We start from the raw sequence: 24,446 nt of genomic DNA on the forward strand, positions 1-24,446 counted from the left end.
CATTATAATTGCCGCAGCACCCGGGAGTCACCGAATACTTACTTACTCAATAATCTTTGTTACAACACCGGCACCGACAGTTCTGCCGCCTTCGCGAATAGCGAAACGCAGGCCGTCTTCCATAGCGATCTTGCTGATGATCTCTACTTCCATCTCGATGTTGTCGCCTGGCATACACATTTCAACTTCCTTGCCTTCACGGCTGCGGATAGCTGTAACAGCACCAGTTACGTCAGTTGTACGGAAGAAGAACTGAGGCCTGTAGCCTGGGAAGAACGGAGTATGACGGCCGCCCTCTTCCTTCTTCAATACGTATACCTCAGCGATGAACTTGGTATGAGGTGTGATAGAACCGGGCTTAGCGACTACCTGGCCGCGAAGCAGTTCCTTCTTCTCAACACCGCGAAGCAGCAGACCAACATTGTCACCAGCCTGGCCTTCGTCCAGCGTCTTGTTAAACATCTCAACGCCGGTAACGGTCGTCTTGCGAACATCGTCACTGAGACCAACAACCTCGACCTCGTCGCCAGTGTGAACCATACCACGCTCAACTCGGCCGGTACCAACAGTACCACGACCCTTGATGCTGAACACGTCTTCGACAGGCATCAGGAAGTCCTGATCTACTGCACGCTCGGGAACCGGAATGTAGTCATCCACAGCGTCCATCAGCTCATCGATAGGCTTACATGCCTCATCGTCCTTGCCATCGCATTCCATAGCTGCCAGAGCAGAACCCTTGATGATGGGGATCTCGTCGCCTGGGAATTCGTACTTATCGAGCAGCTCACGAAGTTCCATCTCAACCAGTTCGATCAGTTCAGGATCGTCAACCTGGTCAGTCTTGTTCATGAAAACAACAATTCTTGGTACGTTTACCTGACGTGCAAGCAGGATATGCTCACGAGTCTGGGGCATAGGACCATCACTTGCTGCAACCACGAGAATAGCACCGTCCATCTGAGCGGCACCAGTAATCATGTTCTTCACGTAGTCAGCGTGACCTGGGCAGTCAACGTGTGCGTAGTGACGGCTTTCCGTCTCGTACTCTACGTGTGCAGTGTTAATGGTGATACCACGCTCTTTTTCTTCAGGAGCGTTGTCGATCTCATCGAATTTTCTCGATGCGAAACCATATCTGTTAGCAAGACGCATTGTAATGGCAGCAGTCAATGTGGTCTTACCGTGGTCAATATGGCCGATCGTACCAATGTTAATGTGTGGTTTTGTACGTTCAAATACAGCCTTAGCCATCGTTCAGTAACCTCCAGCTTTTCGTATACTTTTTAAAATTGTCTCGTTCTTTTTACATGCGACCTGAAAACCGTTCAGGCCACTGCTCTATATAATAGTACGCCGATTACATGACAGGCCAGCTCGACACCTGCCCACGCCGTACTTGTTTCAATTTAGCTGCTGCGGGGATTTGAACCCCGGACCTCGTCCTTACCAAGGACGCGCTCTACCGACTGAGCTACAGCAGCGATACTATCTTAGCTAAGCCCCGAGCACAGCCGGGCTTACGTAATCTTATTTTATTCCGCACCCCCCGGAGAATCCGTAGGGATTCCCCGCCGTCCAGCCTGGTAAAAGGAAGAGTATAGTCCATCAAAAAAATTCTGCAACTACAAAAAGCAAAAAAACCGAAATTTTGGCAAATCTTGCGAGTAAGCCAAAAAACGGCCCCCGTCGCAAAGCTGAACCGCCTTTAGCGAAGGTTGCGGCAGTATAACATTAGTGGTGCTACATGCAATATTTTTTTGCTTTTTCGGCCTGGCTGATGCGGAGTGAGAGACAAACAATGCCCAACATCACTCCAAAGGTCGCATATTCAAACTTGGCAGAGCATTTAATGAGGAATGCGTTAACAGCAAGGCTGGACGAAAGTCAGGCGTCAGGCGAAGGGTCCGGGCTGACTTGGGGCGACACTTGCTCCTTATTGTCCTGCGAATCCGGCTGGGGAGCATCCTGCTCAGCCTGTTTGCTGGCAACCTGCGGGTCCGGATCGTATTCTCCCTGCCAGTTGTTGATCATTTTGGCCCACTGCGTTCTTTCGTCGCTGAACTTTATGTTCCCAAGTGCCTTGACAAGATCCTTTTTAGACTCATCAGGTGCCGAACCCCCAACATAATCAGATATCCTTTTGGCGATTATACCATTGGCCTCAATATCACCTTCGACCAGTTTTCGCCTTATAAGCTCGGCGACCTCGTCAAAAGATCCATTTTTCAAAGCCCGGCTAACCCGCCGATTGGTTAGCATTCTGTTGGCTTTATTGATTAAGGCACTGTCGTTTTCGCCCTCAGCTTTTTGTGCGGCCTTCCTTAGAACATAATCAACGCGTTCTTCACTGACCCCCGCAGCTTCAAGCTTCTCGGCCCATTTGACCAGCACCTCGGCCTTCTGGCGAAGCAGTATTGACTGCATGGCCTGCCAGGCAGTTTCGCCCTCACCTTTGTCAGCCTTGAGCTTATCTAACAGCCATTCCAGGTCCGCTTCCGCACCCACGTCCCCAGCAAGTCGAATGACCGACAGGCGAATGCCGCGGTCAGGGTCATCTTCCACCTGATGCTTTTTACTGTGTTCAAGCGCTGTGGCCTTGTCAAGCGCCGCCAACCCTCTCAGACCAGCCCGCCGTACAGCAGCGTTCTGGTCCGCACTAAGCCCCTGCAGAAATGATTCCTTGAAAAGTTTGGCCGCTTTTGAACGGGTGCTCGGCTGTTCCGCCAGACTGGCCATCACCTCGATAAGCTCTGCCCGTAACTGATCATTCTTCTCTTCACGAACAAACCTCTCGGCGATAAGTCCGAGGTATTTCTCTTTTGCCTCATCATCCAGACCGTTAGGCTCTAAAACTTTTCTGATAACCGCTGCCCCTGCTATGGCTTTGGAAGGGTCCTCGCTCATGAGGTATTCGGCCGCTTCATCAAGGGCTGCAAGTCTTACTGCCGGATCGAGCTTGACAGGTGAACCAGGTGAAAATGCAAAGTAGCAAGCCTCCCCCAGCGCTTCAAGGATTGCCAGTTTAACGCTTTCGTTCTCTTCGGCCCTGAGCTGTTTCAACAGACCGGGCCCAGGGTTCCTGTCACCCATTTTTGCCAGCACTTCAGCGGTCTTGAGCCTGACCTCCGCACTTTCATCGGCCAAAAGCGATACCAGCCTTTCGCCTATTTTCTCAGGAAGCACAACCGTAGCCGATCGCTTTTCGAGCTTGTTCATTGCCCAAAGTGCAACTTCGGCAAATTCGGTGGCCAGCTCATCGAATATCAAATTGCCCTTCCCCTTGTCATCCAGGCGCTCGTATTCCTGATCGAGCCTCTTTATATAAAGGTTTTTCCATTTATTCGCTGTTGCCTGAACCTGTTTCATCGCATCTTCAAGGCGAATTATCCTCTCACGGATGATCTCCTCGGGCTCTTTGTTCTGAAGTTCCCTCTTTATAGAGGGCGCATCTCCGTCCACTGATATCCAGTAAGGCAACGCCTTGCGAGCAGCTGAGGCGATGGCCTGATTTGAGCTATCGAGAATATCCACCAGGCAGATCAGCGAACCCCTCTTTTCGCTCGTCAGCCCGAGTGCGTAAATAGCGTTGATCCGGGCCTGCTGATCCGCATCGCCTTTCTTGGCGAGTTCGCAAATGTAATCTGCAATCTCAGAATAGGGGTAAATGGTCAGAACCCGTGCAGCCAGACGACCGACATCACCTTTCGCAGTCTTTAGGGCATTGAATATCTGGTCGCGATACTGGTTTTTGTCGGACAGCCCCCCCTCTTTATCCAGCAAAACCATCGCCTTTAGAACAGGACTCCTAACCTCCGGTTTTTCTGCAGCCTTCAAAGCATCTTGTAGTATCTCTTTTGCAGCAGGATCCTCATAACCTAGCAGCACAACTGCTGCATCAATACGATTCTGCTCTTTTGGACTGTCAAATAAAGCATTTCGGTAGACTCGGAGTTTGACTTCATCTTCGCTCTGCTCTCGCTTACCCTCACTGTCAACGGACTGATCCGATACCTGTTCCTCTTCAGATGCAGCTAATGAACGACCTTCGAACGACACGAGCGCCGCCGTAAAGATAAGTACAAGTATGACGCAAAGCTTTTTCACGTCGATGAATACCCCAAAATCAGTTCCACATTAACAAACCAAAGCCAAAAGGCCTCACTCAGGTACCAGTCTATACACCATATAGTGTGCGCACCACCCTCAGTTGCTCTATTCTATAGTATACGCCAGTAGTTGTAAAACCTATTTGCAGTCGGAATCAACAATTTGCCGCTTAAGAGGCTGATTTTTTTAAACGTAATTGCACCACGATCCATTTTCCTGTAAATCTCAAAAGGTCAGGGCTCACCCAGCCAGTACCAGAACTGTCACAAGAAGAGCTATCCAGAACAGAATCCATTCGCCCCACCAGTACCGCTGGTCATAAAGCACATGGTCCTTCCACCATTTCGGCGTATGGACATAATCACCGCCAGAAAGATGTTTCAAAGCATGTAATTTGTTCATTTTAAGTCTCCCTGTTAGAGCAACTCTACCTTTCTATACGTGTTCCGGCGATTTTGTTCTCAGATTTCCGCACTTTTCTATCTTCAACCAACCCCCTTCCATTCTGCGAGCCGCTTATGCTATACTATCCTTCATGAAAACCCGAGCATATCTTGATATCGAAACGACCGGCCTCAGCCGCAGCCGGGCAGAGTTGACCGTGGTGGGAATCGCTATCGAACGGCCGACGGCAATGGGCGAAGAACCTCTGGACCTGATACAGCTTGTAAGCCCCGAGATAGACGAGCCGGGGCTGTACAAATCCCTGGAATCCGTCGATGAGATTTACACATACAACGGCTCGCGTTTTGATCTGCCGTTCATAAAGTCAAGCCTGCAGGCCGACCTGAAAACCAAGTTCAGGCACACGGATCTGATGTACCACTGCTGGAAGAGAAAGCTCAAGGGAGGCCTTAAAAGCGTTGAACGTCAGCTCAAAATAGAACGAAACCTGACCGAGGTTGACGGCTATCAGGCAGTCGTTCTATGGTGGCAGTACATCAATCACAACGACCAAAATGCCCTGAAAACCCTGCTCGAATACAACGCCGAAGACGTAATAAACCTCCAGCACTTACGGCTCAAACTGAGCGTGGATTGAGCAGTCCGCGTCCGATAATCTCATGCATCGCCTCCCTGTAGTCGGCTGATCAGTCTCTTTTCAGCTATTTCCATACAACTGGCTGTTACCCGTTCACTCGAACCCGCCGATTGCCGAAAAACATTTGACGGAGTTCCGTGAATTGGATTCTATGGCGAAGATAAAAAAACAACTGCAAACACGAACAGGCATGACCCTTTTGGAGATGACTATTTCCATCTCGATAATGGCCATAGTCATGTCCGCGGTACTCCCGCAGTTTCATAACGTCTTTTCAAGTTGGGAATCGCGTCGAAATACCGCTGAACTGATACAGAACGGCCGAGTTCTGCACGAACATGTCAACCGCCTGCTCCGCGAAGCCGTAAAGATAACCGAAATGTCATCACCCGACTCGAACGCCGGCTATATCGAATTTGAGACTTCGGCAGGCGAAGAATACCGCTATGAACTCGCCGAAAACGGCTATGTCCGGTACGGCCTCAACGGCAGCATGCACGACCTTGCAGGACCTGTCGACAGTTTCAATATCAAATGCTATGAAAAAAGCATAAGCACCACACCGTTGACCGACCCTGACCTTGTCAGGTTCATCAAGGTCGAAAGCCGCTTCGATAATGCTCGCCAAAACGCCCGCGGCCGTAACTTCAAATCTTGCATCTCGCTGAATGCCGACAACAATCCCAACGATTCGCTCATTCATCACTGGAGCTTCGACGATCCGACTGGGAAAAAACTCAGCGACTCAGTTGGCTCCCTGCACGGCCATGCGGGCAATCAAGTAACAATGGGCCAGCCGTCGGCAAGAAACGATCTGGATTCGAGCATCAATCTCAACGGAGATATCGAAAAAAGCAAGGTCGATCTCAGAAAAGCCAATGATCTGCGAAAGCTCACAAAAAACTTCACGATCAGCGCCTGGGTGCGACCTGAGCCGATGGGCGAAAAAGCAGTGATCATCGGACCAAGTGAGAATCTGCACGGATGGTCGCTATCGCTATCGGACGGATGGCTGGTATTCACGGTCATGCCTGAGGAGGAGCACTGGGCCGACGCGAACGTGCCTCTTTACCAGTGGTCGCACGTCGCAATGGTATTTGACGGCGCCTGCAATATCAGCTTCTATCTTAATGGCGAGCTCACAGCCAGTGCAGCCGCTGACGGTCCCGCGGCCACAATAGGCGGCAACAAAGACTGGACCATAGGTCAAGCCAATGAACAGAACCCGTTCAAGGGCAATCTGGACGACATCAAGATTTTTGACACTGCATTGAATCCTCAGCAGGTCGCTTTCGTATACAAACTGGCAAACCCCGTCGCTCCAAACGGCAATAACGGCAACGGAAACGGCAGCAATAACGGAAATGGAAACGATAAAAGCAACAACGGCAACAACAACCCTCCTGAACCTAACGAAAACTCCGGAAGCGGCAACAACAATGGAAATGACAATAACAACGGCAAAGCAAACGGCAAGAACAAGAAGTAAGAGCCCCTAAGCTTGCTTTTAAACTTCCTCGTCAGTTCCATCACAATCATCCAACATATCTGGCCGCCACTTTTTGGTACGCTCCAGTGCCTGCTCTTTTCGCCACAGCTCGATCTTAGCGTGATTCCCGCTCATCAGCACCTCGGGCACCCGCATGCCTTTATACTCCACGGGCCGGGTGTAATGCGGATACTCCAGCAACCCCTCGCTGAACGATTCCTCGGTCGCGCTTTCTTCATGCCCGAGAGCCCCTTCCAGCAGCCGAACCACCGAATCGACCACCACCATCGCGACCAGCTCCCCGCCGCTTAGAACGTAATCACCTATCGAAACCGGCTCAGCACCAAGTCCCTGCTGAATTCGCTCATCGAACCCCTCATACCGGCCAGCGAGCAAAATTAGCCTTTTCTCCCCGCTGAGCTCCCGCACCAGCTTCTGATCCAGCTTCCGTCCTGCCGGCGACATCATCAGCACCCGCCCAGGTTCCGGATCCAACTGTTCGACATGCTCGAAACAGTTGAACACAGGCTCGCACATCATGACCATGCCCGGCCCGCCCCCATAAGGCGTATCGTCCACCTTTTTATAGTTGCCCAGGCCAAATTCACGTATATTCGTCAGCTCTATGTCCACAAGCCCCGCTTCCTGGGCCCGCTTAGGTATCGAATACCCCAGCGGTCCGGCGAACATCTCCGGAAACAGGGTCATAATGTCTATCCGCATAACATCCTCAGAAATAGCAGAAACAGTATCATAAATCGATGCGCGAACAGCATAGCCTGAAAGCGGCAATTAATCAACATTGCTGAACATTTGCCGATAGGCGGCTTATTGCAATGCAGGCCGACAGTTGTATTTCGCATTTCAATTTGTTATTCTATTGAGCCCTGTTATCAGACAGGTGTCAGCCTCAAGTAAAGCCGGGAAAATGACGAACTATATGTATCGTGATTCACTAAACCATTTCCATACAGGGCTTTACGACTTATGCATTGAAGAAGAGTGTGAACTGTAATGAACAAAAAGAATGCACCCACAAACAGCAGGCTCAGCGTCCTTGCAACCTCAGCGGCCTTTATCGCTTTTTTCTCCGCCCTGTTCCTGTACATATTACGAATGATCGAGCCGGTCCTGCTTTATGAGCGTTTCAACATCAGCTCCGTCATAATTCCCTTTGAAGAAAGCTGGACATTCCTCAGTGAATTCCTGCTTCGGCCCGGCGGTCCGGTCGAATACCTCACCAGCTACTTGTTCATCTTCTTCGAAAATAACCTGGCAGCGACAATTATCATTACCGCCCTGGCCGTACTGCTGTGGTTCTCTGTGCGTATGCTTTTCAAGACCTCCGGCTCCCCCTGGCCCGGCATACTCGCCTGGGTACCGACAGCAGCGATGATCATACCGTTCGCAAGATACGACTACACAGTCGAAAGCTTCGTCTCACTTGCAATCTGCACCCTGACCGCCGCTATCTTCATTAAGGTTGCACCGTGCCGGTCAGTAGCCCGAATCATCATTTACGTACTAGCGTTTTCTTCGCTCTACTATGCCTTCGCCGCCTACGCTTTTGCATTCGCAGTATTCGTCATCATGAGAGAGTTTCAAAGAAACATAAAAACCGCTACGGCCTTTTTGATCGCTGCCCTGGTCATCACCTATCTCATTCTGTCTCTGCCGATCTTTCAACCTATACCGCCGGACTTCACTGTGTTCAGCATCGTGCCCAAATGGGCAAATGAACTGTCAAAAAATGCCCTGATAACAGCCCCCGCATTCATGGCCGCTATATTGCTGCTTACAATCGTGTTTGTCCGTAAACCAGCACAAAAGAAGAAAAAACGCAATAAACAAAAGAATTCTCTCGGCTGGCTCAAACCCACAGCATCTGCGATCATAGTCATTTCTGCATGTGCAGTTTCTTTGCACTATGCTTTCCAGCCCAAACATAAAACGTCCTTGAAAACAGACTACCTCACACGCCAGGGAAAATGGAACGAACTCATAGCTTGCGGACAAAAAGATCCATACCTTTTCGTTAATCCTTCTTACAACCACAACCTCAATCTGGCTCTGTACCATAAAGGCCGATTCGAGACAGATCTCTTTAAATACCCACAAGATCCCAAAGCACTGACGCTGGAGCATCACCAGGGCCAGAAGAACAGGCGCCTGAGTTTCAAAGCCGCCCAACTGATACTCAAACTCGGCTACGTCAATGACGCTGAGAAAAAATGCTACGAACTGCTCGAGTCAGCAGGCAACTGGCCCGACGTGATCGAAACGCTTGGGTTGGTCAACCTGGCAAAGGACCAGACAATAACAGCGGATAACTTTCTCAAAAAGTTGAGTCACTTCCCGTCGCACACTGAAAAAGCCCAGGCATTGCTCAATAGAAAACAAGGCTCGCAAGAAGCAAAGCTCGTCGAGAAGCTGCAGTCAAGAGCACTTTGCAATATCAACCTGAAGAAGTTGGCACCCAACGCGGACAACTGGTTCGAATGGCTCCTGGCAAAGGACCCTACCAACGAAATGGCGTTCAAGTACATGATGGCTCATTACCTGCTCACCAAGCAGACTAACAAGATAACTCAGCACATCCACAGGCTAAAGGACTTCGGCAGGGCGGAGGTGCCGAGGAACTACCAGGAAGCGATAGTTCTTGAGATCGCCCGCAGCGGAAACGACAATGTGGTTCCCAGTGCATGGCGGCCGTCCGACAAGTCCATCGCTGTCTACCGCAGATTCCTCGATGCATGTTCAAGATTCAAAAACAGTAAACAGGCAAAACAGGCTCTCGCCCAGCAGTACGGCAACACCTATTATTATTACCATACATTCGATCTTTCAGGAGTTGGCAAGTGGTAACAAAGCACTCCATCAGAATAATAATTCTCATTTTAGCTGCACTCAACGCGGTCTCAGCAAATGCCGCTACATCATTGGACCGGCAGCCGGCAATCAAACCCGATTACGCATCCATAACGATCCCTTCGAACATTGCGCCGATGAATTTCGCGATCGAGGAAGAAGCTGCTAGCTTCACCGTCAAGATCACCTCAGGAAGCGACTCCAAAGGATTCACCGTCAAAACCAGCACCGACACGGTCAATATTCCGCCCGCCAAATGGACGAACCTGCTGAAAAAGGCAACCGGCAAAAACATCTACTTCGAAATAACCGCCCACGAGTCTGACGGAACAACCGTCAAGTTCAAAAAGATCACAAACCACGTTGCTACCGATCCCATTGACGACTATCTCGCGTATCGCTTCATGCGGCCGATCTACAACGGCTGGGCAAAGATCCAGATTCGCCAGCGTGACCTCACCAGCTTCGATGATTCCCGCATCATACACGGCAAAAAATTCGGCAATGCATGCATGAACTGCCATACCTTCCCGAACAACGAACCCGACCAGATGGCCATGGGCATCCGCGGTCAGTACGGCGTAGGCACCCTGCTGGCAATGGATGGTAAGGTGCAGAAACTGGGAACCAAGTGGGGCTACACCGAATGGCACCCAAACCGCAAGATCGCGGCCTACTCCATAAACAAAGTGCGTCAGTTTTTCCACGCAGTCGGCATGCAGGTCCGCGATGTAGTCGACCTCGACTCGGGCATCGTATATTATGACGTCGACGATCAGCAGATACGCACCGCCCCTGCACTGACCAAACCCGACAGACTCGAAACCTATCCTGCCTGGACGCCGGACGGCAAATGGCTCTACTTCTGCAGCGCACCGATACTGTGGGAGGACCGCGACACCGTACCGCCGAAAAATTTTGACAAGGTCCAATACGACCTCCGCCGCGTCAGCTACGACGCCGAGACAGACACATGGGGCGAGGCCGAAACCGTCCTCACCGCCGAAGAAACCGGCAAGAGCGTACTGATCCCAAAGATATCATCCGACGGCAAATACCTGGTTGTTTGCCTCACCGATTACGGATGTTTCCCTGTCTACCAGCCAAGCAGTGACCTTGCGATCATCGACCTGGACACGGGCGAATGGCGTAAAATGCCCGACACCGTCAACAGTGAATACAGTGAATCGTGGCACAGCTTTTCCAGCAACGGCCGATGGCTCACCTTCTCCAGCAAACGCATCGGCGGCCTTTTGACTCGCACCTTTTTCTGTCACATCGACGAGCAGGGCAACTTATCAAAAGCATTCATCCTGCCGCAGAAGGACCCGCACTTTTACGACTCGATCATCCAGACATACAGCCTGCCCCAGCTCGTAAAAGGACCGGTGCAGTATTCCGAAAAAGAACTCGTCCGTGCCGCACTGAGCGATGAGCAGATCGAAGCGTCGCTTCCGGTAACAGGTGCAACACCTAAAGTCAAAGAAGGCGACGATCCCTGGCAGCAGGTCCGCGAATAATCGAGGTTGTCATACAGCCACACCCCTGCTATAATTCCGCTTTTGGTTCTACCATTTCCAGCAGTTTGAAGGGTGTTGCATGACCTCATTACGTATTTCTCAAATAGAATTGCCATCCGCCGGTCTCGGCCCGGAAAACCCCCTGCCGCCACTTCGTCCGCTCGGGCTCAGCCAGCACGAACTGAAGGTCGCGGACTCCGTCCCTGCCCGGAACCGCAAGTACCTGAATTACGGCAGCGACGCAGGCTGCCTGCCCTACCGCTTCCAGGACTCCTACAACCGTATTAAACGGCCCAAACAGTTCACCGCAATTATTCTTGAAAACGACTTACTGACCGCAACCTTCCTGCCGACCCTCGGCGGCCGACTGTACTCGCTCCATCACAAACCCACAAATCGCCAACTGCTGCACAAAAATCCCGTGTTCCAGCCCGCGAACCTCGCCATGCGTAACGCCTGGTTCAGCGGCGGAGTCGAATGGAACATGTCCATACCAGGCCATTCGCCCTTTACCTGCGAGCCTGTTTTCGCAGCCCGCCTGCAAACCGACGACGGCACGCCGGTCCTCCGCATGTACGAATTCGAACGCATCCGCAAGGTGCCCTGGCAGATAGACTGCTTCCTGCCTGAAGGCTCACCGCTGCTGTTCGTACGCGTCCGCCTCATCAATTCGAACGACCACGAAATACCCATGTACTGGTGGTCCAACATCGCTGTAGACCAGGCGTCTGATACACGCGTACTCGCACCGGCAAACGAAGCGTTCACGCTAGGCGTCGAGTTCGAAATGAAGATGGTGCCCTTCCCCATGATCGAAGGCAGGGACATGTCCTACTCGCGAAATGTAAAGTACGCCTCCGACTACTTCTACCGTATGCCCGATATGCAAATGCCCTGGATCGCCGCCCTCGACCGCAATGGCCGCGGAATGTTCCAGGCATCGACTCCCCGTCTCAACGCACGCAAAACGTTTTACTGGGGCAATCAGCCCGGCGGTAGAAAATGGCAGCGATTCCTCTCCACCCCGCCCAACGAATACCTGGAGATACAGGCAGGCATCGCACCTACGCAGGCCGAATGCATCCCCATGCCGGCCCGCGCCGACTGGTCCTGGCTCGAAGCTTACGGCCCGCTCGAAGCTGGCCCCGAGATAATCCACGGCCTATGGAACCAAGCCATACAGCACACTCAGGACCAAATTCAGCAAACCCTGTCGCCGGCAGCGCTAGAAAAACTGCACCATGATACCGAAACCTTGGCCAATACGCCTCCGCAAGAGATTCTGCATCACGGCTCCGGCTGGGCCCGCCTTGAAAACCTGTTGAATGAATCCCAGAACACCGCTTCGCCGTTCCCGGCCTCGCAGATATTTCCACAGGAAAGCCTCACCGAACAGCAGCAGCCCTGGCTCGAACTTTTAAATAAAGGAACTTATCCCTACCGCCCGCCGCACGAACGGCCCGGCGCCTTCGTTAGCGACAAACGCTGGCTGTCCATGCTCAAGGATTCTATCGAAGCAGGCCGGTCCGATCACTGGCTCGCATGGCTGCATTTGGGCGTGATCCACTTTGCACAGAAGAACAATGAGGCAGCAAAACAGGCTTGGCAGATATCCCTGGATCGCGAACCCTCCGCATGGGCGTACCGCAATCTGGCACAACTAGAACTGCTCTCGAACGACGCGTCCGGCAAAGCTGCCGACCTCTACATTGCCACCGTCGAGCTCTTCGACGATCTGCCTCAATTGACCGCCGAAGCTGTAGACTGTCTCATAAAAACTGACCGCTGGAACGACCTGGAAAACATCCTTGCCGCCGCCCCGCAAAACGTCAGCTCGCACAGCAGAATCCAGCTCGCCTACGCCCGCCTGCAATTGCACCAGAGAAAACACGAACAAGCCGCCCGAACCCTGGCAGCCATCGAACTGCACGACCTCCGAGAAGCCGAATCCACCCTGACCGACCTGTGGGTCGACATTCATACTGCAATGCTGAAAGAACAAGGCAAATCCTCAAATAAAACAGCGATTCTCAAGCAATACCCCCTCCCCGAAAACATCGACTTCCGCATGACCGACGATTGACCCATCCACGGCCCTTACTTCGTACAACGATAAACTACCGCTGGCGGCAGATTCCGCCACACCACAGGCGATACCTCGACCGAACCGAATGCTCGTTCCAAACGACCACGAAACCGCTTCGCTGCCGGCAGAAACAACATCGACGCATACGCGAACGTCGTAAACACCCCGTCCTCCTTGAGCACTTCCCTCGCCTCGTTCAGAATACTCTCCTGCAATTCGTCGTCAAACGCCGCCCACGGCAGCCCCGAAACAATACAGTCCGCCGCCCCAAAACCGTTAGCTTCCATTATCCGGCATGCATTCGCAGCACTACCCGCCGCGATCACTGCATCAGGAAACTGCTTGCGAAGATGAACCACCAGCCGCGAATCCATCTCAACAGCCAGCACCTTCGCCTCTTCACGCTTCTGGCGAAGTATCTCCCGAGTAAACGATCCCGTCCCCGGCCCAAACTCCAGTATCCTGCTGCTATCACTCACCCCTGCCAGACCAACAATCTGACGTGCAAGATGACGACTGCTCGGCGCAACCGCACCGATGGTACGAGGCCGTTGAAAGAACTTGCTCAAAAAAACAATATGGCTCTGCCCTTTTTTCATCAACAATGCCACCCAAAAGAACTACCGTTAGCATATCTCCTAACCACCCAAACTATACGCCACTACACCAGAACAGCTCGCAATTTTCAACAAGATGTTAACAAAAACGCATAAAAAAGCCTTTATCACGGAATACCGTCCAATGGAAAAAAACTCTCACACACCCACCTGTTGTTATTGAACTCCCCGCGTAGCCGCAAGGGATTCCCGGCCTAATGAAACAGATAGCCCGCACCCTCACCGACTGCGAAGATGGATTCCTTAAAGACAAAACGTACCTGATTCACGACAGAGATCCACTGTATCGAACAGAAGGATTCCACGCTCTGCTCAAAACCTCCGGCGTAGAACCTGTAAGACTGCCGGCACACAGTCCCGACCTGAACGCCTATGCAGAAAGGTTCGTCAGGTCAGTAAAATCAGAATGCCTTGACCATCTGATTCTGTCGTCCGTCGAACAGCTCGAGTACGTTCTTGGTGAATACAGCAACTATTATCACCACGAGCGCATTCACCAATCACTGGGCAGAATCATCGAACCAAAGCACCAGCTTGACGAAACAGCCGATATCAGGTGCATTGAACGCCTCGGCGGACTGCTGAAATCCTACCACCGCCTGGCCGCGTAGCAGGAAGTCCCGTTGACAAACTAATCAGGCCTATGACATCCCCGCAACCCGTGCGTCAACACTGGCAATATTTACCACTTCCATCAAGTTGTAACCGACCAGGCCCACTGCCTACGCTGTCAATTACGGACGCAATTCCGAATCTTAACTTGTTAAAGACAACATTTTAAGCACAGATGACTTTTTGCACCCCACGCGAGCCAAAGTTTGAAATCTCAGCAGGAATGGATTCCCCTTTATCATAAAATCATACACAATTTACCAACGGTCGAAAAGTCGGAGAACAAGGCTTAACGTGCTGTTTTCACCTTCTCGTTATCATCAACAACCTCTTCTGTCTTTCGCTTTTGCAGATAAGTTGTCTTGTTGAGTTTCGGATACCCTTCTTTGCGTATCCGGTCACCCAAGGCCTGAAAGTTCTTGCGAGCATCATCCGGAATACCGCCGTCTATATCCAGACCGGTATTGAGGAGCAAGTTGGCATTATTATCTGAAGCACTCTCAAGCATTCGCCACAACTTAGCTGGTGACCAACACTTCGCATTCTTACGCCACGCCCAACTACCTGTCGAAGTCACACATATCTCGGCTTTTTTGCCATAATTCTTACTCCAGGCTTCATCTGCCAACTTCCGAATCCTTCTATTCTCGGGACTGTTACCGGGATAGGCACCTGCTATCGAACCAAGATGTCGCTCACCAATAAGAAAATCCTCAGTACCTGTCGCCCCAGTCTTGAAACCGATCAAAGCATGTGGCTGGTGTTCATGGATCAGATCATAAAACTCCTGCATTTTGAACATCTCTGGATTCGCAAGAACACCACCGAGTGTGTCGAACCAGAACCCCGCAACGGGCCCGTATTTTTCACAAAGCTCGCTCAATTGATTCTTGCAGAACTGGCGGTAAATCTCAAAATCCTCTTCCTTTGCATACCTGAAGTAATCCGGCTTGGCCTTGTAGTGGGGCCGGGCACAACCATAGAGATTCGAAGGCATAAAGTATGGGTGCGTCCAGTCAATACCTATCGAATAGTAAATAAACAACGGCATGTCTTCTGCGTGGCAGGCCTGAGCAAGTTCTCCGAGGAAATCCCGCTTTGCCTGATAATCCATACTGTCCCAGTCAGTGTAAGCTGAATCCCACAGACAGAAACCATCATGGTGCTTTGCAACGAATGTGATGTAATTCATCCCGCTGGCGCGAGCAAACTTTACAATCTCTTCAGCATCAAAATCTTTGCCCGTAAATCTTGCAGCCGTCTTCTTGTATTCCTCAAGCGGTATTCTGGAATAGAACATCTGCCACTCAGCTTCATAAGGGCCCCAGACACCCCAGTGAATAAACAGCCCCATGCGAGCTTGATCAAACCACTTAAAATTTGCCTGCCGAGGATTCTCAGCGTACAACTTCGCATGGTCCTCGAGATAACCGGGAACAGTTTTCTCCCCTGCCAGCGCGAGGGACGCCAAAGAAACTACCACAAGGATCAGTAAACACTTTTTTTCATAACTCTTTTTCATTACGCTACGCCCTTATGAATGACAGATGTAATAAAAAGCACAGGCAACTGCCCAAAGTAGCTGAAATGGCCAGTTGCCTTAACGTTTTCAGGTCACAAACAAATCAGTCACAGTTGCTTTCGGGTATCAAACTGCAATTCAGCCAACTGCTCGCGAACATCGCAAAATCTGCGAGATTAACCTTGCAATCGCCCGTAAAATCAGGATGAATTAAGAAACTATGAAAGCCAGACACCTTTAAAGCCACCTCAATCACATAGCCTTCTTATTAAAGCACTTACAAACACAGACCTTAACACAATTAACCGTCAACGCTTAACATAAATGCAATCACAGAGTTTAAACACCTTCAACTCGCCGTGTCAATTAGCCACTCTCACCAAATTCCATAAATAGTATAGGCAGCCTGCCAGCACTATCAACAATAAAGCTCTTAGTACGGCCTTTCCCAACAAATAAAAAACCAAATCCCCACCCCCCTCGCCGAATCCCCCAGCCGCACTATTTAGCAGTCCACCCGGAATGGACACGCCCCAAAGTCCTCGCAGGCGCGGCCATTGAACCCTTCCCCCACCGTCTCGCCATAAAAAAAGGGACACGCCCATCGGACATGTCCCTTCTGTATTGAATGCCTGGCAAACGCGTAAGATACGCTTATTCGCTCTTGGCTTCCTCAGCTTCTTTAGCCGCCTTTGCAGCCGCTTCTGCTGCAGCCTTGGCCGCCTCAGCTGCCTCTTCAGCGGCCTTTTCTGCTGCTATCTTTTCCGCCTTAGTGAAAGGCTTGCCCTTCTTACGGGCAATTTCCAGAGCCTTCTGACGGCGTTTCTTCCTCGCTTCACCGATCTTGGTTGTCACGCCCTTCTTGGCGAGGATATCAACAACCGTATCACTGGGAACTGCACCCTTTTCGATCCAGTACTTGGCACGCTCCAGATCGATCACGATCTGCTTTTCTTCGTCCTTCTCGATAGGATCATAGTGACCGATCTTCTCGAGGATCCTGCCGTCACGCGGATTGCGCGACTCGATAGCGTGGATCCTGAAGAAAGGTCTGTGCCTGCGACCTATCCTTGTCAATCTCAGTTTAACTGCCATTACTACTTCCTTTCAAACTTTCTCTATATGTCAAATTTTCGAGAACCGCTTATCGGTTCACGAAACACGTTTACATTCCAGACTGTAGCCGTTTATAAATATCGCAAAAACAGCCTCGTCAACCTTCGCATCCTGAGCGATCCGCTCTACCTGCTCATCCGTCAGGCTCGTCGCGTTGGCCTTTTCCTCGGGCGTCATGATCGCTACCGCCCGCCGGATCTGCTCCAGTTCCTCATGGCTGGGCGATTCGAGCATCCCGAGCTCACCCGAGCCGCGATTGTCCCCGAACTGCCGTCTGACCTGTCGGCCATACTCATCGCCAACAAAGCGAGCGACCTTTTCGAGGTACTGCTCCAGAGACATCCGCGATTTTGACGAAGCCGTCATTTTAATTCACAAATTCCAAAACGCTATATAAAATCAGAAAAAAACACGATTTTTGTGCCCGCAGAAGCATTCTCAGCCCCCACAAACTGCAAAATCCGCCCCCGTCAGCGGCGTTTCTTGATCTTGCCGCGTCTGCGTATCGTCTTTTTACGCTTGCTGCGTTGCTTAATCTTCTTGCCGCCCTGCATCATACTCGCCATGTCCATCCTGCCGGACATAAGCCCTTTCAAACCGCCCATACCGCCGCTGCTCACGACCTTCATCATATCCCGGCTGCGCTTGAACGTCTTGACCAGTGAAGCGACCTCGTTCGGCGTCCTGCCGCAACCGCGCGCGATACGCCGTCTGCGCGAAGCGCTTATAGTTTCCGGATCCCGGCGCTCCTCCTCTGTCATCGAGTGGATGATCCCCTCCATCTTGCCGATCTCGCCGTCGTCGATATCCATATTACCGAGCTGCTGACCTACGCCCGGCAGCAGCTTGAGCATACTGCTCATCCCGCCCATCTTCTTCATGGCCTTCATCTGCTTGAGGAAGTCGTCAAAGCCGAAGGTGCCCTTCTGCATCTTCGTCTGCATTTTCTTCGCTTCCTCTTCATCGTACTGCTCCTGGGCCTTCTCAACCAGGGTAACCACGTCACCCATGCCCAGAATACGACTTGCCATCCTGTCCGGATGAAACTCTTCGATCTTGTCGAGCTTTTCACCGACACCAATGAACTTGATCGGCTTGCCCGTAACGGCCTTGACACTCAAAGCAGCACCGCCTCGTGCGTCACCGTCAAGCTTGGTCAGTATCACGCCGTCCAGTTCCAGACGGTCGTTAAATTCCTTCGCCGACGTAACCGCGTCCTGGCCGATCATCGCGTCGCAAACCAGGTATATCTGGTGCGGCGTGACCGCCTTGGCTACATCGGAAACCTCGCCCATCATCTCTTCATCGATGTGCAGCCGCCCCGCCGTATCCAGGATAGCAACGTCGTAACCGCCCTGCTTACAACGCTTTATGCCGTTTTTCGCCACGCGGACCGCATCTTTCGTGTCCTCTGTATAAACCTCGACATCGATCTGCTCACCGAGCGTCACCAACTGATCGATAGCCGCAGGCCTCTGCAGGTCGTCCGCGATCATCATCGGCTTTTTGCCCTTGCTGATCAGATATTTCGCCAGCTTAGCAGCAGTCGTCGTTTTACCGCAACCCTGCAGACCCGCAAGCATTATTATAGTAGGACCGGGCGAGACAAAGTAAACCTGCGTATCCACGGGCCCCATCAGCTTGGTCAACTCATCATTTACGATCTTGACCATCACCTGACCGGGATGCAGCGACTTGACCACTTCCTGGCCCATGGCTGCTTCCTGCACGTCCTTGCAGAACTGCTTGGCCACTTTATAGTTTACATCCGCCTCCAGCAGGGCTTTTCGCACCTCACGCATGGCCTCCTTGACGTTGGCCTCGGTGATCTTGCCTTTACCGGAAAGCGATTTAAATACCGAATTAAATTTCTGCGTTAAAGCATCAAACAATGTAAGTCACCCTGAATAAAGAAGTTTCGCAAATTTTACAGGCGCAGGGATACCGAGCAATTAAACATGGAATTCTACGCACCAAAGCCCGATTGTTCAAGAAAAAACTCGAATTTGCCAACCTCAACACCCCTAACGACCCAAAATTCCCCACTTTAGCGTGCATTTCACCCCCGAACCTCGCTGTAATTCGGCAATATTGACAACTTTATCGAAAAAAACCTTGTCTTGACGGCTCAAATCCGTATACTGGGCAATTCTTTGTAGAGCTCGGTAGCGGTTGTGCGCCGTCCCGGGTCGGAATGATTGAATTTTTACCCATGTTTACGGGTAAGAAACGGACAGGAGATATAACCGTGAAGACAGAAATTCTCGAATCAGTAGAAAGCAAGAGCCTCAAGCAGGAACTGCCCCACTTTGAAGTGGGCGACACAGTACAGGTTCACTGCAAGATCAAAGAAGGCGAAAAAGAACGTATCCAGCTTTTCAGCGGTACGGTCATCGCTCGAAACGGCCGCGGCATCAACGAAACCTTCACCGTTCGCAGAATGATCGGCGACGAAGGCGTTGAGCGTGTTTTCCCGCTCCACTCGCCGAACGTCGTTACAGTCGAACCGATGCGATCCAGCAAGGTCCGCCGTGCAAAGCTCTACTTCCTCCGCGAACGTCGCGGCAAGGGCGTAAGACTCGCACAGCGTCGTAGCGATCACACTGCCCGCAGGTAATCGGGATCCCGGAAGTGCTCTGGTTCCCGGCCCTGAGAAAAAGGCTCCGCTCCAACTCCGCCAAACTCGGCAAGTGGGGCGAGAAGAAAAGCCTCAAGTTTCTCAAGAACAAGGGCCTCAAACCGATAACCACCAACTTCCGCGGCAGGTCCGGCGAGATCGACCTGATAATGAGCGATACCGACGGCAGGATCATTTTCGTCGAAGTCAAAACAAGGGCCAGCGAACACAAAGCGCTGGCCCATACTGCAGTTACACCACGCAAGCAAAAGCACCTCATCCGCACCGCCCGTGATTTCTGCCGTCAGTACAGCCTCAACGACCGTCCCATGCGTTTCGACGTGATCGCGGTAGTCCTCCCCGCCACCGGCCCGGCCGAAATTCGCCATTACGAAAACGCCTTTCGCCCCTGAACACAATCGCAAACAGGAGAAAACATAATGCAGTTGATCGACACACACGCACACCTGACGTTCCCCGAGATTGAAACGCAGGTCGAAGACGTACTCGCCCGCAGCCGCGAAGCAGGCGTCGACCGCTGGATCACCATCGGCACCGACCCCGAACAGATCGAAAAGACCATCGAACTCGCCCGCCGCCACGACAACATGTGGGCCGCCGTCGGCGTTCATCCCCACCACGCATCAGAAGTCGATCAGCCCCACCTTGACCGCATTCGCGAACTCGCAGCAGACCCCAAGGTCGTCGCCATCGGCGAAGCGGGCCTCGACTATCACTATGAACTCAGCGTCCGCGACAAGCAGAAAGAGGTTTTCCGCGCCCAGCTCCAGATCGCTGCCGACACAAACCTCCCCATCGTAGTCCACACCCGCAAGGCGTTCGAAGACAGCATGGAAATCCTGGACGAATTCGCGGGCAAACTCAAGAACGTCGTCATCCACTGCTACTCCGGCACACCCGAACAGACACAGCAGGTCCTCGACCGCGGCTTCTACATTTCATTCACCGGCATCGTCACCTTCAAACGCACCGACGACGTCCGTGAAGTCGCAAAGATGGTCCCCCTCGACCGCATGATGATAGAAACCGACACCCCCTACATCTCCCCCGAACCAGTCCGCAAACAAAAACCCAACGAACCGGCCCTGATGATCCACACCGCAAAACTCCTCGCCAACCTCCACGGACTGCCCCTTGAAACCTTCGCCCAAAAAGTAACCGCCACCAGCGAAAAATTCTTCAACCTTGCATAGCGTCATCATGACGGTATAATACCAAAGAGCGTATTTGATGCGTTTTTATGACAAACCAGAATATCTTCATTAAGAGTTCTAATTTTCGCTAAGGGAACGCAATGATGGAATTCGAAAATCTTGTGATGGTTTTTGTAGGCTTTTTTCTATTGGTTTTGATGTTAGTGGCACTGTTTGGTATCAAAAATTCATTTGCTAAAATACAAGCGGACATTCATAAGATCGCTGCAAAAATGGACCAGCAATCCGGCCCACAAGCCTAAACCCAGCATTCACCGCTTAGCAACCGCGATCCGGTCGTGCCTGGCAAAATCCTTCTCGATCCGCACCTCGCTGAACAGCCCCGTCCCTTCCAGCAGTTCCCGCACCGCGTCGCCCTGCTGATAGCCGATCTCCAGCATAACCGCGCCGTCCGGCTTCAAATACGTCGCAAGCTCCCCCATCATCCGCTCGTAAATATCCAGCCCCTTCTCCCCCGCGACCAGCGCCCTCGCCGGCTCATATTCCTTCACGTTCCTGTCCAGCCCCTCATACTCCGCCTCAGTCACGTAAGGCGGATTCGACACGATCAGATCAAACTGCTTATCCGCAAACCCTTCCACCGCCTCGAATAGATCGCCCCCGCAAAGCTCAACCTTCTCACCCAGCCCGTGCTTTTCTACGTTCCGCCCCGCAACCTCCATCGCCTCGTCGCAAATATCGGTCGCGATAACCTTCACATCCTCCACGCCTTTCGCAACCGCTGCCGCAATACATCCCGATCCCGTGCATAGCTCCAGCACATAACGCGGCACCTGCCGTTCACGCAAAAACTCGATCGCCCTCTCGACCAGTCCCTCCGTCTCAGGCCGCGGTATCAAAACCGCAGGTGAAACGTCTATCTGCATCGAATAAAATTCCGTATGCCCCACCAGGTACGCCACGGGCTCATGCTCGCCCGCCCGCTTTACCAGGTCCCGCAGCTTCGCCAACTTGTCCGGCCCGACCGGCTTATCGTAATGCATATAAAGCTGGATCCGCTCCAGCCCGAGAACATTCGAGAGCAGCATCTCCGCCGCCAGCCGAGGCGCATCCACGCCCTTGTTCTCGAAAAACGGTATCATCCAGTCAAGCAGCTTCTTAATCGTCCATGTCTGCGTCGCCATACAAAATTTCCATCGAAACTATGCAAATTGAAATTACAGCCGCACCTGCCGCGCTAAATATACATCTTGTCCATCATCCGCGGGAATGGTATGCACTGACGGATATGCTTTTCGCCCGTTATCCACGCAACCGTCCGCTCGACGCCCAATCCGAACCCTCCGTGCGGCACGGACCCGTACTTACGCAGATCCAGATACCACGAATAGTTCTCCGGATCGTAACCTTCCTCGTCAATCCGCTTCATTAAATAGTCGTAATCATCCTCACGCACACTACCGCCGATGATCTCTCCGAACCCCTCCGGCGCGAGCAGGTCGAAATTCTCGACCACATCCGTATTGCTCCGATCCGTCTTCATATAGAACGCCTTCGCACTCCGCGGATAATGCGTCACGAACACCGGCCGATCGTGCATCTGCGAAATGATCGTCTCATCCGAGCCGCCCAGGTCCTTGCCCCAGTTGAACTCCGCCGCCAGTTTCGCGTGCTTCGGATTGTTCTCGATCTTCTTCTCAAGCTCCTCAAGCTCCGTCCGCAGCTCGATCAGCATTCTCGCGTTCTTCTCACGCTTCCACTTCTTGACCCCGCCAGACTTCTCCTCCGCCTCGATATCCGCGATATGCTTTTCGATCTCCGTCTTGCGAGCCTTGAAAGACTCGAGCTGCTCGGCCATAAACTTCGCCGCCTTATCGCTCTTGAGAAGCTCCGCCGCCTCCGTATAAGTCATCCGCACGAACGGCGGCTTGATGTTCTCCAGATGCGGTATATCCGCCCCCAGCGTCTCAAGCTCGCCGCGATTCTTCTCCAGCACCTGCTGTACCACGAACGATACGAAATTCTCCCCAAGCTCCAGCAATCCCGGCAGATCGATATACGCAACCTCAGGCTCGACCATCCAGAACTCCGTCAAGTGCCTCCGCGTCTTGCTCTTTTCCGCGCGGAACGTCGGTCCAAAACAGTAGACCTTGCCGTAGCTCATCGCCGCCGACTCAAGATATAACTGCCCCGTCTGCGCCAGATACACCGGCTGACCGAAATAATCCACCTCGAACAGCGTCTGCTCACCCTCACCCGCCGTCGGCGCGAATATCGGCGTATCGATCAGCGTAAATCCGTTATCGTTGAAGAACCGTCGGATCGCATCGATCACCGTATGCCTTACCTTGCCTATCGCCCACTGCCTCTGCGATCGCAAATGCAGATGTCGATGCTTCAGCAGAAAGTCCACCCCATGCTCCTTGGGCGTGATCGGATAATCCGTCGCCTCGCATACCACCTCGGCACCCGTGACGCTCAGCTCATACCCGCCCACCGAACGCGGCTCCTCACGGCATGTCCCGGTAACTACCAGCGAAGACTCCTGCCCAAGCCGCTTGAGCTCGTCGAACTTTTCCTCCGCAAACTCCGCCTTCTCAACAATGCACTGGCAAAGCCCCGTTCCGTCCCGCAGGATCAGGAACACCAGCTTACCGCTCGAACGCGAATTATAAAGCCACCCCTGCAGCGAAACTTCTTCACCGACATGATCCTTCAGTTCACTGATCGTAGTCTTCTGTACCGCCATGATACCGCCTTAAAATCTCTCAAAGTTTGCAAATACAACACGCCGAAACCACATCGGCCGCCATGATCGTCACATTATAAACCCGCCCCATGCGATTTGTCGAGCAAATGATCCGCAATTCCCCGCACCAGTATCAGTCAAGCCGAACCTTTATCACGACCTTGCGAACATTCGCCGCCTCATCCAGCGTCCGCCCCGGCATATGTGCATCATGCGGATAGAACATAGCGAACATCCCCGGCTGCATGTTGATCGTCCCTGTATCTATCGAAGGCTCGTAAAACGCCACATCCCGCTCACCGTCATACGCCTCGATCTCGGCAAGATCACCGACATGGGCATGCCCGATCACCTCCGCCCCCGCCGTTATCAACTGTATATCCAGGTACCTGCGATGCGCCTCGAACCTGCCCAGCTCCCAGTCCTGCGTCTGGTATGAATCCACGTTGAAAAACAGCCGTTCGCCGTCGACCTCATACCGCCCGTCCGGCAACTGCGTAAAAGGCTGTCGCTGCAGCACTTCAAACGCACGCCCAAGATTACCACCGCCAAGCGCCGCATACCGCCCGGCATTCTCGATCCTGTCAAATACCACTTAATACTCCGTCATCACAAAGGCTCAGAACTCTCAACCCCGCCCTCATCGCTCTTAGGCTCGTCGGGTATTATCGCCCAGGCAACTATATACATAATTGCTACAGGTATGAAACCCGTAATAATAGCTGCAAATACCACGATCAGCCTGACCAGCGTCGGATCGATGTCATACGTCTCGCCGATCCCGCCGCAGACACCAAGCACCTTGCGATCCGTTCGCGACAAATACAACTTCCGCATAATTCGGCCTCCTCAAAAAACCTCGCTCAGTTGCTACTTATTATAGCATTTTTACCAGCGAAAAGCACCAGATCAAAAAAAGGCAG

General features: G+C 52.3%; 23 protein-coding genes and 1 tRNA gene. 10 read left to right on the plus strand and 14 right to left on the minus strand.

The genetic code is table 11. The annotated features are described in order from the left end of the window. Positions 1–42 precede the first annotated feature (42 nt). The 4 genes from tuf to STSP2_RS17375 all read right to left on the minus strand — a co-directional run bounded on the left by tuf (position 43) and on the right by STSP2_RS17375 (position 4,512). Positions 43–1,254, minus strand: coding sequence for an elongation factor Tu (gene tuf / locus STSP2_RS14830; RefSeq protein ID WP_146663511.1), 1,212 nt, complete (start codon positions 1,252–1,254; stop codon positions 43–45). Between the two features lie 157 nt (positions 1,255–1,411). After that, a tRNA-Thr gene (locus STSP2_RS14835) sits at positions 1,412–1,484 on the minus strand. 403 nt (positions 1,485–1,887) lie between these two features. Further along, positions 1,888–4,107: a HEAT repeat domain-containing protein gene (locus STSP2_RS14840; RefSeq protein WP_146663512.1), complete on the minus strand. Its 2,220-nt coding sequence runs from the start codon at positions 4,105–4,107 to the stop codon at positions 1,888–1,890. A 243-nt stretch (positions 4,108–4,350) separates the two neighbouring features. Next, the gene (locus STSP2_RS17375; RefSeq protein ID WP_169853254.1) at positions 4,351–4,512 is read right to left on the minus strand and encodes a hypothetical protein; all 162 of its coding nucleotides are present in this window, start codon (positions 4,510–4,512) and stop codon (positions 4,351–4,353) included. A 133-nt stretch (positions 4,513–4,645) separates the two neighbouring features. Between STSP2_RS17375 and STSP2_RS14845 the strand changes: the two genes are divergently transcribed. Beyond that, positions 4,646–5,152, plus strand: coding sequence for a ribonuclease H-like domain-containing protein (locus STSP2_RS14845; RefSeq protein ID WP_146663513.1), 507 nt, complete (start codon positions 4,646–4,648; stop codon positions 5,150–5,152). Positions 5,153–5,303: 151 nt separating this feature from the next. Further along, entirely contained in the window at positions 5,304–6,641 is a 1,338-nt protein-coding gene (locus STSP2_RS14850; RefSeq protein WP_146663514.1) for a LamG-like jellyroll fold domain-containing protein, read from the plus strand. Between the two features lie 18 nt (positions 6,642–6,659). Here STSP2_RS14850 and trmD read toward each other — a convergent pair whose 3' ends face one another. Then, a complete protein-coding gene (gene trmD / locus STSP2_RS14855; RefSeq protein ID WP_146663515.1) occupies positions 6,660–7,364 on the minus strand; it encodes a tRNA (guanosine(37)-N1)-methyltransferase TrmD in 705 nt (234 codons plus the stop codon). A 291-nt stretch (positions 7,365–7,655) separates the two neighbouring features. Between trmD and STSP2_RS14860 the strand changes: the two genes are divergently transcribed. The 3 genes from STSP2_RS14860 to STSP2_RS14870 all read left to right on the plus strand — a co-directional run bounded on the left by STSP2_RS14860 (position 7,656) and on the right by STSP2_RS14870 (position 13,112). Next, on the plus strand, positions 7,656–9,506 hold the full coding sequence (locus tag STSP2_RS14860) for a DUF6057 family protein (protein ID WP_146663516.1): 1,851 nt from the start codon (positions 7,656–7,658) through the stop codon (positions 9,504–9,506). Further along, entirely contained in the window at positions 9,500–11,029 is a 1,530-nt protein-coding gene (locus STSP2_RS14865) for a TolB family protein (RefSeq protein ID WP_146663517.1), read from the plus strand. The genes STSP2_RS14860 and STSP2_RS14865 overlap by 7 nt, the downstream gene beginning before the upstream one ends. Positions 11,030–11,108: 79 nt before the next feature. Further along, positions 11,109–13,112, plus strand: coding sequence for a DUF5107 domain-containing protein (locus STSP2_RS14870; RefSeq protein WP_146663518.1), 2,004 nt, complete (start codon positions 11,109–11,111; stop codon positions 13,110–13,112). A 14-nt stretch (positions 13,113–13,126) separates the two neighbouring features. Here the strand turns inward: STSP2_RS14870 and STSP2_RS14875 are convergent, their stop codons facing one another. Next, entirely contained in the window at positions 13,127–13,714 is a 588-nt protein-coding gene (locus STSP2_RS14875) for a class I SAM-dependent methyltransferase (RefSeq protein WP_146663519.1), read from the minus strand. A gap of 215 nt (positions 13,715–13,929) precedes the next feature. On the opposite strand from STSP2_RS14875, the gene STSP2_RS14880 reads away from it, so the two are divergent. Further along, positions 13,930–14,343, plus strand: coding sequence for an integrase core domain-containing protein (locus STSP2_RS14880; RefSeq protein WP_146663520.1), 414 nt, complete (start codon positions 13,930–13,932; stop codon positions 14,341–14,343). Positions 14,344–14,633: 290 nt separating this feature from the next. Here STSP2_RS14880 and STSP2_RS14885 read toward each other — a convergent pair whose 3' ends face one another. From STSP2_RS14885 to ffh, 4 genes are all read right to left on the minus strand, one after another. Then, positions 14,634–15,866, minus strand: a complete 1,233-nt coding sequence (locus STSP2_RS14885; protein ID WP_146663521.1) for an alpha-L-fucosidase — start codon at positions 15,864–15,866, stop codon at positions 14,634–14,636. Positions 15,867–16,520: 654 nt separating this feature from the next. Next, positions 16,521–16,961, minus strand: coding sequence for a 30S ribosomal protein S16 (rpsP, locus tag STSP2_RS14890; RefSeq protein ID WP_146663522.1), 441 nt, complete (start codon positions 16,959–16,961; stop codon positions 16,521–16,523). Between the two features lie 57 nt (positions 16,962–17,018). Continuing rightward, on the minus strand, positions 17,019–17,348 hold the full coding sequence (locus tag STSP2_RS14895; protein ID WP_146663523.1) for a hypothetical protein: 330 nt from the start codon (positions 17,346–17,348) through the stop codon (positions 17,019–17,021). Positions 17,349–17,452: 104 nt separating this feature from the next. After that, positions 17,453–18,874 carry a signal recognition particle protein gene (gene ffh / locus STSP2_RS14900; protein WP_146663524.1) on the minus strand — a complete coding sequence of 474 codons (1,422 nt, stop codon included), beginning with the start codon at positions 18,872–18,874 and terminating at the stop codon, positions 17,453–17,455. Between the two features lie 320 nt (positions 18,875–19,194). Between ffh and rplS the strand changes: the two genes are divergently transcribed. From rplS to STSP2_RS17380, 4 genes are all read left to right on the plus strand, one after another. Further along, positions 19,195–19,599, plus strand: coding sequence for a 50S ribosomal protein L19 (rplS, locus tag STSP2_RS14905; protein WP_146664093.1), 405 nt, complete (start codon positions 19,195–19,197; stop codon positions 19,597–19,599). 14 nt (positions 19,600–19,613) lie between these two features. Then, a complete protein-coding gene (locus STSP2_RS14910) occupies positions 19,614–20,012 on the plus strand; it encodes a YraN family protein (protein ID WP_169853255.1) in 399 nt (132 codons plus the stop codon). Positions 20,013–20,039: 27 nt separating this feature from the next. After that, positions 20,040–20,813 carry a TatD family hydrolase gene (locus STSP2_RS14915; protein WP_146663526.1) on the plus strand — a complete coding sequence of 258 codons (774 nt, stop codon included), beginning with the start codon at positions 20,040–20,042 and terminating at the stop codon, positions 20,811–20,813. A gap of 101 nt (positions 20,814–20,914) precedes the next feature. Next, positions 20,915–21,076, plus strand: coding sequence for a hypothetical protein (locus tag STSP2_RS17380; RefSeq protein WP_169853256.1), 162 nt, complete (start codon positions 20,915–20,917; stop codon positions 21,074–21,076). A 9-nt stretch (positions 21,077–21,085) separates the two neighbouring features. On the opposite strand, the gene prmC is transcribed toward STSP2_RS17380, so the two are convergent. From prmC to STSP2_RS14935, 4 genes are all read right to left on the minus strand, one after another. Next, complete coding sequence (gene prmC, locus STSP2_RS14920) at positions 21,086–21,958, minus strand: peptide chain release factor N(5)-glutamine methyltransferase (protein ID WP_146663527.1); 873 nt, start codon at positions 21,956–21,958, stop codon at positions 21,086–21,088. A 53-nt stretch (positions 21,959–22,011) separates the two neighbouring features. Then, positions 22,012–23,523, minus strand: coding sequence for an asparagine--tRNA ligase (locus STSP2_RS14925; protein ID WP_146663528.1), 1,512 nt, complete (start codon positions 23,521–23,523; stop codon positions 22,012–22,014). A 133-nt stretch (positions 23,524–23,656) separates the two neighbouring features. After that, positions 23,657–24,118: a NanQ anomerase/TabA/YiaL family protein gene (locus tag STSP2_RS14930; protein ID WP_146663529.1), complete on the minus strand. Its 462-nt coding sequence runs from the start codon at positions 24,116–24,118 to the stop codon at positions 23,657–23,659. A 14-nt stretch (positions 24,119–24,132) separates the two neighbouring features. Further along, on the minus strand, positions 24,133–24,360 hold the full coding sequence (locus STSP2_RS14935) for a PspC domain-containing protein (RefSeq protein WP_146663530.1): 228 nt from the start codon (positions 24,358–24,360) through the stop codon (positions 24,133–24,135). Positions 24,361–24,446: the final 86 nt, after the last annotated feature.

This window comes from Anaerohalosphaera lusitana (assembly GCF_002007645.1).
In the GTDB taxonomy this organism is placed as follows: domain Bacteria; phylum Planctomycetota; class Phycisphaerae; order Sedimentisphaerales; family Anaerohalosphaeraceae; genus Anaerohalosphaera; species Anaerohalosphaera lusitana.

What these genes read in the sequence shown, in the direction of transcription:
- STSP2_RS14895 (WP_146663523.1), bottom strand. Translation starts at nt 17,348, where the DNA reads ATGACGGCTTCGTCAAAATCGCGGATGTCTCTGGAGCAGTACCTCGAA.
- tuf (WP_146663511.1), bottom strand. Translation starts at nt 1,254, where the DNA reads ATGGCTAAGGCTGTATTTGAACGTACAAAACCACACATTAACATTGGT.
- STSP2_RS14845 (WP_146663513.1), top strand. Translation starts at nt 4,646, where the DNA reads ATGAAAACCCGAGCATATCTTGATATCGAAACGACCGGCCTCAGCCGC.
- trmD (WP_146663515.1), bottom strand. Translation starts at nt 7,364, where the DNA reads ATGCGGATAGACATTATGACCCTGTTTCCGGAGATGTTCGCCGGACCG.
- STSP2_RS14875 (WP_146663519.1), bottom strand. Translation starts at nt 13,714, where the DNA reads ATGAAAAAAGGGCAGAGCCATATTGTTTTTTTGAGCAAGTTCTTTCAA.
- rplS (WP_146664093.1), top strand. Translation starts at nt 19,195, where the DNA reads ATGTTTACGGGTAAGAAACGGACAGGAGATATAACCGTGAAGACAGAA.
- STSP2_RS14880 (WP_146663520.1), top strand. Translation starts at nt 13,930, where the DNA reads ATGAAACAGATAGCCCGCACCCTCACCGACTGCGAAGATGGATTCCTT.
- STSP2_RS14925 (WP_146663528.1), bottom strand. Translation starts at nt 23,523, where the DNA reads ATGGCGGTACAGAAGACTACGATCAGTGAACTGAAGGATCATGTCGGT.
- STSP2_RS14935 (WP_146663530.1), bottom strand. Translation starts at nt 24,360, where the DNA reads ATGCGGAAGTTGTATTTGTCGCGAACGGATCGCAAGGTGCTTGGTGTC.
- STSP2_RS14850 (WP_146663514.1), top strand. Translation starts at nt 5,304, where the DNA reads ATGGCGAAGATAAAAAAACAACTGCAAACACGAACAGGCATGACCCTT.
- STSP2_RS14885 (WP_146663521.1), bottom strand. Translation starts at nt 15,866, where the DNA reads ATGAAAAAGAGTTATGAAAAAAAGTGTTTACTGATCCTTGTGGTAGTT.
- STSP2_RS14870 (WP_146663518.1), top strand. Translation starts at nt 11,109, where the DNA reads ATGACCTCATTACGTATTTCTCAAATAGAATTGCCATCCGCCGGTCTC.
- STSP2_RS17380 (WP_169853256.1), top strand. Translation starts at nt 20,915, where the DNA reads ATGATGGAATTCGAAAATCTTGTGATGGTTTTTGTAGGCTTTTTTCTA.
- STSP2_RS17375 (WP_169853254.1), bottom strand. Translation starts at nt 4,512, where the DNA reads ATGAACAAATTACATGCTTTGAAACATCTTTCTGGCGGTGATTATGTC.
- STSP2_RS14860 (WP_146663516.1), top strand. Translation starts at nt 7,656, where the DNA reads ATGAACAAAAAGAATGCACCCACAAACAGCAGGCTCAGCGTCCTTGCA.
- prmC (WP_146663527.1), bottom strand. Translation starts at nt 21,958, where the DNA reads ATGGCGACGCAGACATGGACGATTAAGAAGCTGCTTGACTGGATGATA.
- STSP2_RS14915 (WP_146663526.1), top strand. Translation starts at nt 20,040, where the DNA reads ATGCAGTTGATCGACACACACGCACACCTGACGTTCCCCGAGATTGAA.
- rpsP (WP_146663522.1), bottom strand. Translation starts at nt 16,961, where the DNA reads ATGGCAGTTAAACTGAGATTGACAAGGATAGGTCGCAGGCACAGACCT.